This is a genomic window from Streptomyces sp. 3N207 (genome assembly GCF_052246355.1).
In the GTDB taxonomy this organism is placed as follows: Bacteria; Actinomycetota; Actinomycetes; order Streptomycetales; family Streptomycetaceae; genus Streptomyces.
In genome coordinates, this window is the sequence record NZ_JBQQBV010000003.1 from 245,548 (window position 1) to 259,829 (window position 14,282).

Below are 14,282 nucleotides of genomic sequence, written 5' to 3' on the forward strand. Positions count from 1 at the left end.
TCGTCGTCCTCACTCACGGCGCTCACAGCTTCGGGGCAATCTCGTCGTTCCAGATCCGCTCCCTGTCCTCCTGCGCCATGTGACAGGCGGCCAGGTGCCCGGGCTTCACCTCGCGCAGCTCGGGCCGCGTGGTGCGGGTGATGTCGCCGCCGGGGACGTCCGCGTACGGGCAGCGCGGGTTGAAGGCGCAGCCGGAGGGGACGTTGATGAGGCTGGGCGGCGAGCCCTTGACCGGGATCAGGCGGTCGGACCGGTCCCGGTCGATCCGCGGCATGGAGCCCAGCAGCCCCCAGGTGTAGGGGTGCTGCGGCTCGTAGAAGACCTGCTCGGCGGTGCCGTACTCGATGCAGCGCCCGCCGTACATCACCAGGATGTCGTCGGAGAGCTCGGCGACGACGCCCAGGTCGTGGGTGATGATGATGACGGCCGAGCCGAACTCCTTCTGCAGATCCCGGATCAGGTCGAGGATCTGTGCCTGGACGGTCACGTCCAGCGCCGTGGTGGGCTCGTCGGCGATCAGCAGCTCGGGGTTGTTGACCAGCGCCATCGCGATCATCGCGCGCTGGCGCATACCGCCGGAGAACTCGTGCGGATAGCTGTCCACCCGCTTGCCCGGCTCGGGGATACCGACCCGGTCGAGAAGTTCGACGGCGCGCTTGCGTGCCGTCTTCTTGTCGACGTTGTGGTGGACGCGGTACGCCTCCACGATCTGCTGGCCGACGGTGAAGAAGGGGTGCAGTGCGGAGAGCGGGTCCTGGAAGATCATGGAGATCTCGCGGCCCCGCAGCTTGCGCACCGACTCCGGATCGGCACCGAGCAGTTCCTGGCCGTTCAGCCAGATCTCGCCCGAGAGCCGCGGACGCTGCCGGCCGTACTGCCCGACGGTGTGCAGGCCCATGATGCCGAGCGAGGTGACGGACTTGCCGGAGCCGGACTCGCCGACGATGCCGAGGGTCTTGCCCTTCTCCAGGGTGAAGGAGAGGCCGTCGACGGACTTGACGAGGCCGTCCTGGGTGGGGAAGTGCACCCGCAGGTCGCGTACTTCGAGGAAGGCCGTGGGCGGCTGCTTGTCCAGCTCGGGCTCGCCGGTCGCGGTACCGGAGCCGGTCAGGTCCGATCCCTTGGTCAGGTCGGACGCCGCAGCCGCGGGCGCGACGTCCTGCGGGGTGTCTCCGACGGTCTTCGGCCCGGCGTCGGAGTCGGTCTCCGGCTTGTCCTTGTGGGACTTGTGCTCGTGGTCTGTCATCCCAGCCTCACTCGTGGGTCGATCACGCCGTACAGCAGGTCCACGATGAGATTCGCGATGACGACGGCGGTTGCGGTGATGAGGGTGACGCCCAGGATCAGCGGGAGGTCGCGGTCGGTGATCGCCTTGAGCACGGCCTGCCCGAGTCCGGGGATGCTGAAGGTGGTCTCGGTGAGGATCGCGCCGCCCATCAGGGCGCCGATGTCGATGCCGAGGAGCGTGAGGACGGGCGTCATGGTGGAGCGCATGGCGTGCTTGCCGATGACGACCGGCTCCCTGAGCCCCTTGGCGCGGGCGGTCCGGATGTAGTCCTCACCCATCACCTCCAGCATGGTGGCCCGGGTCAGCCGGGCGTACATCGCGCCGAAGAGGAAGGCGAGGGTGATCCAGGGCAGGATCATGCCGCTGAACCACTTGGCCGCGTTCTCGCCGAACGGGGTGAAGGAGTTGCTCACCAGGTCGAGCTGGTAGGCGAAGACGGCCAGCGAGATCAGGCCGGTGAAGTAGACGGGCAGCGAGACGCCGGCCAGCGCACCGGTCATGGCGATCCGGTCCCACAGGCTGCCCCGCTTGAGCGCGGAGAGCACACCGACGGTCAGCCCGATGAGCAGCCAGATCACGGCCGCACCCAGCGCGAGGGAGAGCGTGACCGGGAGCCGGTCGGTCAGCACCGGCCAGATCTCCTGCTCGGTACGGAAGGAGTAGCCGAAGCAGGGTGCCGAGCAGTGCGTGGTGTCGCCCCCGGCGGTGTAGTCCCGGCCGACCAGGAGGCCCTTGAAGAACTCGAAGAGCTGTACCAGGACGGGATCGTCCAGCTGGAGCTTCTGGCGGACGGCTTCGAGGCTGTCCTTGTCGGCCTGCTTGCCGACGAACATGGTTGCCGGGTCGATCCCCGTCCACTTGGGGATCAGGAAGAAGATGCAGAAGACCGCCAGGATGATGACGACCAGCATCACTGCGACGGCGAACAGCCGCCTGATGAGGTATGTGAGCACTGCTCTCCGGCCGCCCGTCGGCGGCCCGGACCCGCTCCCGGTCAGGGAGCGGGCGGCCGGGCCGCCGTAGCGGCCTTCACCTGCCCTTCGTGCCAGCGGCGGGTGGCGCCGTCAGATGGTGATGTCGGTGGCGGACACGGTGACCGTGGGGGTCACTTGACGCCGAGGGACGCGAAGTCGTACCAGCCGCTGTAGGAGTCGGAGGCGTAGGCGTTGGTGAGCCTGTCCGAGCGCCACTGGACGACCTTCATGTAGACCAGCGGAAGGTAGTAGCCGCCGGCCATGACATCCTTGTTGACCTTGGCGTACTTCTCGGCGGCCTTCTCCGGGTCGAGCTCGGCGATCGCGTTGTCGAGACCCTTGTCGATCTTCTTGTCGTCGATCAGCGCGTAGTTGTTGTTGCCGTTGTCCCGGATCTTGGAGCTGTGCCACAGCTCGATGCCGTACCCCTGGCCACTCGGGAAGTCCGGGCCCCAGCCGTAGAGCACCATGCCGTAGTTCTTCTTCTTGACCGTGGACTGGTTACCGACGATCGAGGAGCCCTGGGCGCCGTCGAACTCGTCGATCTCGACCTTGATGCCGACCTTCTTCAGCGAAGCCTGCAGCGCCTCGGCGGACTTCACGTCGTTCTTGTCGGTGTTGCGCACGGCGAGCGTGGTGCTGAAGCCGTTCGGCTTGCCGCACTTCTTGAGCTCGTCCTTGGCCTTGGCGACGTTGGCCTTTCCGCCGTTCTTGCGGATGCCGTACTGGTCGTCGCTGTCCTTGTGGCCGGGCACCACGGGCGGCAGCATGTTGACGGCCAGCTCGCCACCGCCGGTCGGGCCACCGCGTGCGGTCTGCACCGACTTGTGGTCGGCGCCGTAGATGGCGGCCTTGCGGCAGTGGATGTTGTCGAACGGCTTCACGCTCTGCGGGAAGGCCACGTAGGAGATGAACCCGGTGTCCGGGTTGTCGACGTTGCCCTTGTGCTGCTTGAGCGCGGACTGCCGGCCCTGGACCTCCATACCGCGCTGGTTGAGGTCGAGGTCGGCGTCACCGTTGATCAGGCGCTTGTCGCGCTCGTCCGGGTTGGTCAGCAGCGTGACCTGGACCTTGTCCGGCAGCGCCTTGCGCAGCGGGTCGCTGTTGCGGTCCCAGTGCTTGTTGCGCTCCAGGAGCAGCGACTTGTTCGGGGTGTACGACTTGAACTTGTACGGGCCCGAGGAGAAGGGGTGCAGCGTGTACTTGGACTTGGTGTCCTTGTCCTTGCGCACCGGCGAGTTGGTGGGCATCGCCAGCATCTGCTCGAAGTCACCGTTGGGCTTCGCCAGATGGAACTCGATGGTCTTCTTGTCCGGCGTCTTGATGCCGTCGAAGCCACCCTTGTCGTCGTAGGGGCCCTTCCACTTGCCGTCCGGGTCGAGGACGTCCTTGAGGTAGGTGGGCCCGCCGGAGAGGGTCTTCTGCGCCCACTGGCGCTCGATGCCGTACTTGACGTCCTGGGCGGTGATCGGCTTGCCGTCTTCCCACTTCAGGCCGTCTTTGAGGGTGTACTTGTAGGTCTTGCCGTCGTCGGATATCTGGGCGTGGTCGGTGGCCAGGTCCGGCTTGAGGTCAACGCTCTTCTTGCCCGGCTTGGGGGTGTAACTGACCAACTGGCGGCTGTAGTAGCGCGCGAAGTCGAAGGCGAAGGCGTAGTACATCCGGGTGGTGTCCCAGGAGTCCGCGTCCTGGACTCCGACGAACTTCAGCGTCCCGCCCTTTTTGTTCGAGGCGTTGGCGACCTTGTTGACACCCGCGTTGTATTCGCCGCCGCCCCCGCCGTCGCCGTCACCCCCGCCGCAGGCCGTGGTGGCCAGCAGCGTGGCGGCGGTGACGGCCGACAGCGCGGCCAATCGGCGCGTCGATGCGCGTAGAGATGTCACGTCTCGCAACCTCCGTGGTAGGTCACGGCCCGCACGGGCTGGGCGGGGCCGGGGTCTGGGTTGGGGGATCAACGGGTCCCCTTCGGGTCCAGTGCATCGCGTACGCCGTCACCGAAGAGGTTGAAGGCGAGCACCGTGATGAAGATGGCGACGCCGGGGATGATCATGTACATCGGGTCGGACTCGTAGTACGTCACGGCGTCCGAGAGCATCGAGCCCCAGGAGGCGGTCGGCGGCTTGACGCCCACGCCGAGGAAGCTGAGCGCGGCCTCGGTGAGGATGTTGGTCGGAATCATCAGCGTCATATAGACGGTGATCGGCGCGACCAGGTTGGGCAGCAGCTCCTTGCCGATGATGTAGCCGCGCCCCGCGCCCAGGCTGCGGGCCGCCTCGATGTACTCCCGCTCGCGCAGCGAGAGCACCTGGCCGCGCACGATACGGCCGATGTACGGCCAGCCGAAGAAGCCGATGACCAGGATCATCACCAGCAGCCGCACGCCCGTGCCGGTCAGGCCGAGCAGGTCGTTCGGCATGACGGAGATCAGCGAGATGATGAACAGCAGCTGCGGGAAGGCCAGCAGCATGTCCATCACGCGGCTGATGAGCGCGTCCAGCCAGCCGCCGAAGTACCCGGCGAGCGTGCCGAGGATGGTGCCGAAGATGACGGCGACGAAGGCCGAGAGGAAGCCGACGAGGATGGAGACGCGCGCCCCGTAGACGATGCGGGCGAGGATGTCGCGGCCACTGACCGGCTCCACACCCAGCAGGTGATCTCCGGAGATACCGCCCAGTGCGCCCTTGGGGGTGCTGAAGAGCGGGTCGATCAGGTCCTCGTGACGCTCGTTCGGTGTCTGCCCGGTCAGCGCCGCGATCGCCGGCGCGAAGACCGCGACCAGGACCAGCAGCAGCACGATCGTGCCACCGATCAGCGCCACTTTGTCACGCTTGAGCCGCTCCCAGGCGATCCGGCCGAGTGAGCGGCCCTCGATCGCCTTCTCGGCCTTGTTGAGGGCCGGCTCCACGACCGCGGTTCCCGCGGCCGTTTCCTCGTGCAGTGGTGCCGTCATCGTGTTGGGGACCCCTTCTCGACCGGCAGTTGACCAGTCCACGCACACCGCTGTAGCGGTCAAAATTCTGAAGACATTCGCAAGCCGTTACGACGGAAGGCCGAACATCGGCCTCCTGGCGGCTTATTACCGCGGAGTCTTCATCGCGCTCTCGATCAGTCGCCAGACCTCTTCGGGAAAGGATGCTCAACTGTGATGTGACGCACCATGTTCCGTTATGCGGACGCAAGTGGACGTTGAGCGGTGTGAGAACTGGGAGTTTGTCCGGATCTGGACAGCCGACAACGCCGAAAACGTGCCCGAATTTCGACCCCGGCTCAGAACGGGCGAGGGTAGCCGTAACCGAAGCCGGGAGCGGGCGGGCGGGACGCGTCGAAGCCTGCGGGAGCATGCGCATCCCGGTCGAAGAAGGGCCGGCACTGACTGCGCATCCACATCGCCACAGGGTCGTAGTCATCCGCCATGCCGACGCTGGAGACGGGCAGTCCGTCCGGCACCGCGGTGACCGACTGAGCCATCATCCGCCGCGCAGCCTCGACGGACGCCGGGCTGTTGTCGTAGAGGTCCAGCCCGACGGCCAGATACGGAACGCCCAGCGCGGGGCGCACCCAGGCGCGGCGCAGTGAGCGGACGACGGGGGTGTGGTGCGCGTTCTGCGTCAGCAGTGCGTAGAACTGCGGGATTTCCAGGGTCGGTTCGCTGATCCGCAGCGGCCCCGCCGGGAGCTGGTCGAGGCCCACCGCGATCCGTCGCAGATCGAGCCACGGGATGCCCACACCGCCGCCGGGAGCGTGCGGATTCAGCCAGATTCCCCAGCGGTCGGGAAAGAGCGCCGCGGCGATGTCCCGGCCGCCGACGACCTCGTGTGCGCGGTTCCAGCCGGAGGCCGCCAGCTCCTGGGCCGAGGTCACACAGGGCGCGTAACCGTACCCGGCGACCTCCATGTTGCCGTACTGCGCGTCGGGGGAACCGGCCTGGCCGTTCCACAGCAGCATCCACACCTGGCTGCCCGCGAGCGCCTGGAGCAGGGCCTCATAGGTCTCGTTGGTGTCCACCGCGCCGGGCGAAACCCGCCGCAGGAGCTGTTCGACGCTTCCACCCGCGCTCACCTGGGCCGCCCTTCCACCACTGCCGCCGTTCCTGCCCGACTCGTCGCCCCTCACCGCTATCCAACCAGCTTAAGAGCGGGCCGGGACATCAGTACTCGTACTCAGCTCGGCTCCGTGGGGCGCTCAGGCGTGCGTTTCGCGGTCGTAGAAGGGGCGTACGCACTGCCGCATCCACTCCACCACCGGGTCGTCGGCCACATCGAGCAGCACCATCTGCACCGGCCAGGGCACTTGGGCCACGTGCAGTGCCCTGCCGAGCGCATCGTGCGCCGCCTGCCGGTGCTCCGGCTCCAGCAGGTCGAGTTCCATCCCGATGAACAGCGCGGGCGGATCACCCTCCGTGCTGGCGAGCCCTCGGCGGGCTGTCCGTACGGCCGGCAGCGCGGCGAACTCGGCCGAGGCGGCGGTGAGGAAGGAGAGCGGGTCGTCCTGCCAGTCCGGCTCGAACAGCCGCACCCGGGCCCCTCGCACCACACCCCCGGCGGCCTGCTCGGCCGGGGTGTTCGCGCACAGCTCCGCAACGGCCTCGGCGGGCAACGGCACCCCCACCGTCCCCTCCGGGTTCACCGCGATACCCACCCCCGGGGGAAGGCCGCGCGCGAACTCCCTGGCCGGGGCGATGGTGAAGGACATATGCGAGCCGACGACGTTCAGGAACTGCTCCTCGGAGCTGAAGACCGGCACATAGACCGCGCCGTCCAACTCGACGGTGGGCAGGTCCAGTTCGCGGCTCTCCCGGCTTCCGCCCTCCGGGAGCGGGACCCATACGCTGCTGCGGCCCAGCACCTCCAGCAGCCGGGCGCCCGCGTGCGGCACCTGCACCGAGGCGGCCAGGGCTTCCTCCAGCTCGTTACCGGGCCAGCCGCCCCCGTGCCCGGGCCCGAAGTGCTGCGGCTGCTGCGGCTGGGGCTGCGAGGGAACTGTCATACGGGCAAGCCTATCCATGATCTCCGCGCGCGGTCCCGGGAGGGAGGGCGGAGGGACACGTCCGGCGACGCTCCGGTTGCGTCTCCCATCCATCGCCCGAAAAGTGGGTTTCGTCCCACTACGTGCCATCCGGCACGCTTATTGGAGGAGTGCACATGCGCGTGAACAGACTCACCGCCACCGCCGTCACCGTTTCCCTGGCCGGCTCGCTCGCCATCGGCGCGGCGGGCGCGGCCTCCTCCGCGGCGTCCTCGCTGCCCGCGGACCACGCCCCGGGGCACCGGCCCGGCGTCCAGCAACCCGCCGACCACGACACCGGCACGGAGCAGGGCAAGCCGGAACCGTCGGGTGACCAGGGCGCCCAGCAGCAGAAGCCCGCCAAGCCGCAGAAGCCCGCCCAGGGCCAGCCGGCGAAGCCTGCCGCCCCGCACGACAACCCGTCGGAGGAGCAGAAGCCCACGACTGAGCACAAGCCTGCTCAGCCGCAGGAGCCGAAGCAGCAGCATGCCCAGCCGAAGCCTGCCGAGCCCAAGCCCGGCGAACACGGCCAGCCCGCGAAGCCCGGCCAGCACAGCCAGGCCGCGAAGCCTGCGAAGCCCGGCCAGCACAGCCAGCCCGCGAAGCCCGGCGAACACGGCCAGCCCGCGAAGCCCAGTCAGCACGGCCAGGCCGCGAAACCCGCCAAGCCCGGCCAGCACGGGCAGCCCGCCGAGCCCGGTCAGCACAGCCAGCCCGCCAAGCCCGGTCAGCCCGCGGAACCCGCAGAGCCCGCGGAGGGGCAGGCGCCCGAGAAGCCGGCGCTCGGACTGGTGCCCCCGGCGGTGCCCGCCGAGCCGCAGCTCGAGAAGCCGGTCACCCCGGACGCGGGCCGCTGATCCCGGTCACGCCCGGGGCCCGGTCACAGGTGTCCCCGTCCGCGGTCCCGTCGTCCCTCCCGGGCGGCGGGACCGTCGGCGTCCGCGGCCCGGCCCGCGCGGGCGGCACTGGCGCCACCGGGGCCCCCGGCACTCGGGCGGGCGGCACCGGAGCGGGTGCGGGCACCAGCCGCACATGCGTGGAGACCGCCATCGGCACCGGCTCGGGCAGCGGTTCGAAGAGCACGGAGCGCAGTGCCTGGGCCGCGCCCCGGTCCAGCAGCACCGAGGAGACGATGCCCGCAGGCAGCCGCCCCGCCTCGGCGGCCGACCGCAGTCTGCGTACGGCACGCAGGTGACGGTGGAAGGCGTACCCGGACACCCTCCTGCCCCGCGCGGTCTGCCCGGCGAGCGCGTCCTCGGGCGAGACGTCGAGCAGCAGCAGGTGCAGCGACCGGCCCCGCCGTACCGCGTCCCGGGCCAGCCAGCGGCGCACCCAGCTCTGCGTACCGCAGTCGTGCACCACGACTGCGGCCCCCGAGCCGAGCGCCGCGCGCAGCCCCGCGTAGTGCGCGAGCCGCACCAGCGGCCGGTAGACGCCGTACGGCAGCCAGCGCGGCATGCGCCGCTCCCAGCGCTCCCGGGTGTCCTGGGAGTCGATACGGATGACCTGGCCGCGCGCCGGGACAGCGGATCTGATCAGGGTGGACTTGCCGCCGCCCGGCAGACCGGAGACGACCACCACATCCCCGGCGCGGTAGCGAAGCGTCCGCACCGCGGCGGTGCGGCGCAGGTCGTGGCGGACCACGGAGCGGGCGGCGGGACCCGCCCGCGCGCCCCTCGGCATCGCGTCCGCACTGCACAGGCTGCCCAATGGATCTCCCTCCCTGGGCGACGGCTCGGCCACCGCCTCCCCCAAGTATGTAAAGAAAAGGTAATGCGATTCAAGGTGAACGGCTTGCGCTCAGGGGCAGTCACGGCCCGCTCACCCGTGCGATGATGTCCGCACTCAACTCCATACCGGCCGTTCGAACCCGCGCGGGAGAGTCTCCGGCAGGCACAGCAGTATTCGCACGTCAGTAACCGCAACAGCATGCCGGGGCGCCGAAGGAGCAAGATCCTCCCTTGAATCTCTCAGGCCCCGTTACCGCGCAGGCTAGGCAGATCTGAAAAGCGGACCGTCGCGCTCCCGCCCCGGCGCGGGCCGGTGGTCCCACCCAAGGTGCAAGCCGCGCTCCAGCCGTTCGGGAGCTGTCGGCGAACCTCTCAGGTTCCGATGACAGATGGGGAGGACATCCGCGTCATACCCCTTGTGGGGACTCATTGGGACTCTGGAGCCTGCATGACTGAGCCACCGGCCACCCGTAAGACCGCGCTGGACGCCACACACCGGGCGCTGGGCGCCACCATGACCGACTTCGCGGGCTGGGACATGCCGCTGCGCTACGGCAGCGAGCGCGAGGAGCATCTGGCCGTGCGCTCGACCGCCGGCCTCTTCGACCTCTCCCATATGGGTGAGATCACTCTCACCGGACCGCAGGCGGGCGAGCTGCTGGACTACGCGCTGGTGGGCAACCTGTCCAAGCTGGCCGTCGGCCGCGCCCGCTACACCATGATCTGCGACGAGAACGGCGGCATTCTCGACGACCTGATCGTCTACCGGCTGGGCGAGCAGGACGAGCGGGAGTATCTGGTCGTCGCCAACGCCGCCAACGCACAGACCGTCCTCGACGCGCTGGTCGAGCGGCAGGACGGGTACGGCGCCGAGGTGCGGGACGACCGCGACAAATACGCGCTGATCGCCGTCCAAGGGCCGGCCGCCGTGGGCATCCTCAAGAAGCTGACCGGCTTCGACGTGGAGGGGCTGCGCTACTACGCGGGCGAGCGCGACATCGTCGCCGGCAAGCCCGCACTCATCGCCCGTACGGGTTACACCGGCGAGGACGGCTTCGAGCTGTTCGTCGCCCCCGACGACGCCGTCGAGGTCTGGGAAGCGCTGACGGAGTCGGGCGGGGACGCCGGCCTGGTGCCGTGCGGGCTCAGCTGCCGCGACACGCTGCGCCTGGAGGCGGGCATGCCGCTGTACGGGCACGAACTGTCCACCGCGCTGACCCCGTTCGACGCGGGTCTGGGCAGGGTCGTCAAGTTCGAGAAGACGACGAACGAGGGCCGCTTCGTGGGCCGGGACGCGCTGGCAGCTGCCGCCGAGAAGGCCAGGAAAGCGCCGCCGCGCAAGCTGGTCGGGCTGGTCGCCGAGGGGCGCCGGGTTCCGCGGGCCGGTTATCCCGTGGTCGCCGACGGCGCCGTTGTGGGCGAAATCACCTCCGGCGCGCCCTCCCCGACGCTGGGCAAGCCGATCGCCATGGCGTACGTGGACGCGGCGCACGCGGAACCCGGCACGAAGGGGGTCGCCGTGGACATCCGGGGCTCCCACGAGCCGTACGAGGTTGTGGCGTTGCCCTTCTACAAGAGGGACTGAGCCCTGGGAGGGTTGAGTCCTCGGAAGGGCTGAGCTCTTTCCACCGGTGGCCCGTGCCGAGTTCGGGCCCCCGGTTCCACCTGCCAAGACCGTTTTCACTGCACCTTTCGCATCCGGGAGAATCAGACTCATGAGCAACCCCCAGCAGCTCCGCTACAGCAAGGAGCACGAGTGGCTGTCCGACGTCGAGGACGGCGTCGCGACGGTCGGCATCACCGAGCACGCCGCAGGCGCGCTCGGTGATGTGGTTTTCGTCCAGCTTCCCGAGGTCGGCGACACCGTCACCGCGGGCGAGACCTGTGGCGAGCTGGAGTCCACCAAGTCCGTCAGCGACCTCTACTCCCCCGCCTCCGGTGAGATCACCGAGGTCAACCAGGACGTGGTGGACGACCCGGCGCTGGTGAACTCCGCCCCGTTCGAGGGCGGCTGGCTGTTCAAGGTGAGGATCTCCGAGGTGCCGGACGACCTGCTCTCGGCCGACGAGTACGCCGCTTTCGCCTCAGGCAGCTGAGGCGCCCGCCTCGGGTGACCGAGGTCCGCCTCGGATCGCCCGAGGCCGCTTGCCCACCCCGCCGCCACTTCCCAGGGACGGTTCTTCCATGTCGCTTCTGAACGGTTCTCTCCACGAGGTCGACCCCGACGTCGCCGCCGCCGTCGACGCCGAACTCCACCGCCAGCAGTCCACCCTCGAGATGATCGCCTCGGAGAACTTCGCTCCGGTCGCCTCCATGGAGGCCCAGGGCTCGGTCCTCACCAACAAGTACGCCGAGGGCTACCCCGGCCGCCGCTACTACGGCGGCTGCGAGTACGTCGACGTGGTCGAGAGCCTGGCCAGGGACCGCATCAAGGCGCTGTTCGGCGCCGAGGCCGCCAACGTACAGCCGCACTCCGGTGCGCAGGCGAACGCCGCCGCGATGTTCGCGCTGCTCAAGCCGGGCGACACCATCCTGGGTCTGGATCTGGCGCACGGTGGGCACCTCACCCACGGCATGAAGATCAACTTCTCCGGCAAGCTCTACAACGTCGTCGCCTACAAGGTCGACGACCAGACCAGCCGGATCGACATGGACGAGGTCGAGCGGCTGGCCAAGGAGCACCGCCCGCAGCTGATCATCGCTGGCTGGTCCGCCTACCCGCGCCAGCTCGACTTCGCCGCCTTCCGCCGGATCGCCGACGAGGTCGGCGCGTATCTGATGGTGGACATGGCACACTTCGCCGGTCTCGTGGCCGCGGGGCTGCACCCCAGCCCGGTGCCGCACGCGGATGTCGTCACGACCACCACGCACAAGACCCTGGGCGGCCCGCGCGGCGGTGTGATCCTCTCCAAGAAGGAGCACGCCAAGAAGATCAACTCCGCGGTCTTCCCCGGCCAGCAGGGCGGTCCGCTGGAGCATGTGATCGCCGCGAAGGCCGTCGCCTTCAAGGTCGCCGCCAGCGACGACTTCAAGGACCGGCAGCGGCGTACGCTCTCCGGCGCGCGCCTCCTTGCCGAGCGCCTGCTGCGCCCGGACGCGGTGGAGGCCGGCGTCTCCGTACTGTCCGGCGGCACGGACGTCCACCTGGTCCTGGTCGACCTGCGCAACAGCGAGCTGGACGGGCAGCAGGCCGAGGACCGGCTGCACGACATCGGCATCACCGTCAACCGCAACGCCGTCCCCAACGACCCACGGCCGCCGATGGTGACCTCCGGGCTGCGCATCGGGACGCCCGCGCTGGCCACCCGCGGTTTCCAGGACGAGGACTTCGCCGAGGTCGCCGACATCATCGCCGAGGCGCTGCTGCCGGGCTTCGACGACGCCAAGGGAAAGACCCTCGCCGCGCGCGTTGCCGCGCTTGCGGAGAAGCACCCGCTGTACCCCACCCTGGGTAAGTAGCACCCTCGCTGCCGGAGGGGCTGCTCCAGCCCCTCCGGCACCCGCACCACCACCGCACCACCCTCTGCGCCGCCCCCAAGAAACAACCCACTGGCCCCACCAGGGCAGGAGCCGCACCATGGCAATCTCGGTCTTCGACCTGTTCTCGATCGGCATCGGCCCGTCGAGCTCCCACACCGTGGGCCCGATGCGCGCCGCCCGGATGTTCGCGCGGCGACTGAAGAACGAGGGCGCGCTGGCGCACACCGCGTCCGTACGCGCCGAACTGTTCGGCTCCCTCGGCGCGACCGGCCACGGCCACGGCACCCCAAAGGCCGTACTGCTGGGCCTGGAGGGCGAGTCGCCGCGCACGGTCGACGTCGAGACGGCGGACGACCGCGTCGCACGTATCCGCGAGGAGGGCCGGCTCCGCCTCCTCGCCGCCGAAATAGGAGATGCCCACCAGATCCCGTTCGAGGAGCGCACCCAGCTGATCCTGCACCGGCGCCGCTCCCTGCCGTACCACGCCAACGGCATGACCCTCTTCGCCTACGACGAGGCCGGCACGCCGCTGCTGGAGAAGACCTACTACTCGGTGGGCGGCGGCTTCGTCGTGGACGAGGACGCGGTCGGCGAGGACCGCATCAAACTGGACGACACCATCCTGCGCCATCCTTTCCGCACCGGCGACGAACTGCTGCGCCTGACCCGGGAAACCGGGCTGTCGGTCTCCCGTCTGATGCTGGAGAACGAGAAGGCATGGCGCACCGAGGATGAGATCCGTGCCGGGCTGCTGGAGATCTGGCAGGTCATGAGGGACTGCGTCGCCCGCGGCCTCTCCCAGGAGGGCATCCTGCCCGGCGGCCTGAAGGTCCGCCGCCGCGCCGCGACTTCGGCCCGCCAGCTGCGGGCCGAGGGCCAGGTCGAGGCGCACGCCATGGAGTGGACGACGCTGTACGCCATGGCTGTCAACGAGGAAAACGCGGCAGGCGGCCGCGTGGTGACCGCGCCGACCAACGGCGCGGCGGGCATCATCCCCGCCGTCCTGCACTACGCCCACCACTTCGTGCCCGGCGCCGACGACGACGCCGTCGTCCGCTTCCTGCTGGCCGCGGGCGCCATCGGCATGCTCTTCAAGCAGAACGCCTCCATCTCCGGTGCCGAGGTCGGCTGTCAGGGCGAGGTCGGCTCCGCCTGCTCGATGGCCGCGGGCGGCCTCGCCGAAATCCTCGGCGGCACCCCCGAACAGGTCGAGAACGCCGCGGAGATCGGCATCGAGCACAACCTCGGGCTCACCTGCGACCCGGTCGGCGGCCTGGTCCAGATCCCCTGCATCGAGCGCAACGGCATGGCCGCCGTCAAGGCCGTCACCGCAGCCCGCATGTCCCTGCGCGGCGACGGCCGCCACCATGTTTCCCTCGACAAGGCCATCAAGACCATGCGCGACACCGGTGCCGACATGAAGGTCAAGTACAAGGAGACCGCGCGCGGCGGGCTCGCGGTGAACGTCATCGAGTGCTGAGCGCACCACCTTTGACCAGGTGATTCGCGTCTTTCAGCGCTGCCACGGGCTTATCCTTCTGTACGGCGGAAAGTCCCTCGGAAGTCCCTGTGACAGAGCTGAAAGTCCCTGGAGTGTCCCTGCCGGACCGACCCCGGTCCTCCTACGCATCGGGCCTTGCCCCAGTGCTCCCGGGGCTGGAACAACGACTGCAATCCTCAGCCCCGAAGGGCAACCGCCACCGCGGTTCCCCCGTGACGAGCCCGGCTGCTTCCACCCCCGGCACTGGCTGGGCCTGGGAATCCTCTGCTGCCGACGATGCTCCTCACGGCCCGTCACGGGTTTCT

General features: G+C 69.2%; 11 protein-coding genes, 1 pseudogene and 1 riboswitch. Of the genes and pseudogenes, 5 read left to right on the forward strand and 7 right to left on the reverse strand.

Going from position 1 to position 14,282, the window contains the following annotated elements:
* Positions 1-22: 22 nt before the first annotated feature.
* The 6 genes from ACTWP9_RS06595 to ACTWP9_RS06620 form a co-directional block, all read right to left on the reverse strand.
* Positions 23-1,246 carry an ABC transporter ATP-binding protein gene (locus ACTWP9_RS06595; protein WP_443245025.1) on the reverse strand — a complete coding sequence of 408 codons (1,224 nt, stop codon included), beginning with the start codon at positions 1,244-1,246 and terminating at the stop codon, positions 23-25.
* Positions 1,243-2,241 carry an ABC transporter permease gene (locus ACTWP9_RS06600; protein ID WP_443245026.1) on the reverse strand — a complete coding sequence of 333 codons (999 nt, stop codon included), beginning with the start codon at positions 2,239-2,241 and terminating at the stop codon, positions 1,243-1,245. Before ACTWP9_RS06600 ends, ACTWP9_RS06595 begins: the two co-directional genes overlap by 4 nt.
* 152 nt (positions 2,242-2,393) lie before the next feature.
* Positions 2,394-4,145 (reverse strand): ABC transporter substrate-binding protein, encoded by a 1,752-nt coding sequence (locus ACTWP9_RS06605; protein WP_443245027.1) that lies wholly within the window; start codon positions 4,143-4,145, stop codon positions 2,394-2,396.
* 68 nt (positions 4,146-4,213) lie between these two features.
* A complete protein-coding gene (locus ACTWP9_RS06610; protein ID WP_443245028.1) occupies positions 4,214-5,212 on the reverse strand; it encodes an ABC transporter permease in 999 nt (332 codons plus the stop codon).
* A 317-nt stretch (positions 5,213-5,529) separates the two neighbouring features.
* The gene (locus ACTWP9_RS06615) at positions 5,530-6,321 is read right to left on the reverse strand and encodes an enhanced serine sensitivity protein SseB C-terminal domain-containing protein (RefSeq protein WP_443245029.1); all 792 of its coding nucleotides are present in this window, start codon (positions 6,319-6,321) and stop codon (positions 5,530-5,532) included.
* Positions 6,322-6,444: 123 nt separating this feature from the next.
* Positions 6,445-7,248: an enhanced serine sensitivity protein SseB gene (locus ACTWP9_RS06620; RefSeq protein WP_443245030.1), complete on the reverse strand. Its 804-nt coding sequence runs from the start codon at positions 7,246-7,248 to the stop codon at positions 6,445-6,447.
* Positions 7,249-7,403: 155 nt separating this feature from the next.
* Here ACTWP9_RS06620 and ACTWP9_RS06625 point away from each other — a divergent pair, with 155 nt between their 5' ends.
* The gene (locus ACTWP9_RS06625) at positions 7,404-8,123 is read left to right on the forward strand and encodes a hypothetical protein (protein ID WP_443245031.1); all 720 of its coding nucleotides are present in this window, start codon (positions 7,404-7,406) and stop codon (positions 8,121-8,123) included.
* Positions 8,124-8,340: 217 nt separating this feature from the next.
* Here ACTWP9_RS06625 and ACTWP9_RS06630 read toward each other — a convergent pair.
* A pseudogene (locus ACTWP9_RS06630) lies at positions 8,341-8,949 on the reverse strand (AAA family ATPase); the annotation flags it as partial.
* Between the two features lie 182 nt (positions 8,950-9,131).
* A riboswitch (glycine riboswitch) is annotated at positions 9,132-9,262 on the forward strand.
* Positions 9,263-9,444: 182 nt separating this feature from the next.
* Between ACTWP9_RS06630 and gcvT the strand changes: the two are divergent.
* The 4 genes from gcvT (at position 9,445) to ACTWP9_RS06650 (ending at position 13,956) form a co-directional block, all read left to right on the forward strand.
* A complete protein-coding gene (gene gcvT / locus ACTWP9_RS06635; protein ID WP_443245032.1) occupies positions 9,445-10,581 on the forward strand; it encodes a glycine cleavage system aminomethyltransferase GcvT in 1,137 nt (378 codons plus the stop codon).
* A 130-nt stretch (positions 10,582-10,711) separates the two neighbouring features.
* A complete protein-coding gene (gcvH, locus tag ACTWP9_RS06640) occupies positions 10,712-11,092 on the forward strand; it encodes a glycine cleavage system protein GcvH (RefSeq protein ID WP_443245033.1) in 381 nt (126 codons plus the stop codon).
* Between the two features lie 88 nt (positions 11,093-11,180).
* Positions 11,181-12,455 carry a serine hydroxymethyltransferase gene (gene glyA / locus ACTWP9_RS06645; RefSeq protein WP_443245034.1) on the forward strand — a complete coding sequence of 425 codons (1,275 nt, stop codon included), beginning with the start codon at positions 11,181-11,183 and terminating at the stop codon, positions 12,453-12,455.
* Between the two features lie 118 nt (positions 12,456-12,573).
* Positions 12,574-13,956 (forward strand): L-serine ammonia-lyase, encoded by a 1,383-nt coding sequence (locus ACTWP9_RS06650; RefSeq protein ID WP_443245035.1) that lies wholly within the window; start codon positions 12,574-12,576, stop codon positions 13,954-13,956.
* Positions 13,957-14,282: the final 326 nt, after the last annotated feature.

Bases quoted from the DNA above. Each gene is read 5' to 3' on its own strand.
- ACTWP9_RS06595 (WP_443245025.1), bottom strand. From the start codon at position 1,246: ATGACAGACCACGAGCACAAGTCCCACAAGGACAAGCCGGAGACCGAC.
- ACTWP9_RS06610 (WP_443245028.1), bottom strand. From the start codon at position 5,212: ATGACGGCACCACTGCACGAGGAAACGGCCGCGGGAACCGCGGTCGTG.
- ACTWP9_RS06620 (WP_443245030.1), bottom strand. From the start codon at position 7,248: ATGACAGTTCCCTCGCAGCCCCAGCCGCAGCAGCCGCAGCACTTCGGG.
- ACTWP9_RS06625 (WP_443245031.1), top strand. From the start codon at position 7,404: ATGCGCGTGAACAGACTCACCGCCACCGCCGTCACCGTTTCCCTGGCC.
- gcvT (WP_443245032.1), top strand. From the start codon at position 9,445: ATGACTGAGCCACCGGCCACCCGTAAGACCGCGCTGGACGCCACACAC.
- gcvH (WP_443245033.1), top strand. From the start codon at position 10,712: ATGAGCAACCCCCAGCAGCTCCGCTACAGCAAGGAGCACGAGTGGCTG.
- glyA (WP_443245034.1), top strand. From the start codon at position 11,181: ATGTCGCTTCTGAACGGTTCTCTCCACGAGGTCGACCCCGACGTCGCC.
- ACTWP9_RS06650 (WP_443245035.1), top strand. From the start codon at position 12,574: ATGGCAATCTCGGTCTTCGACCTGTTCTCGATCGGCATCGGCCCGTCG.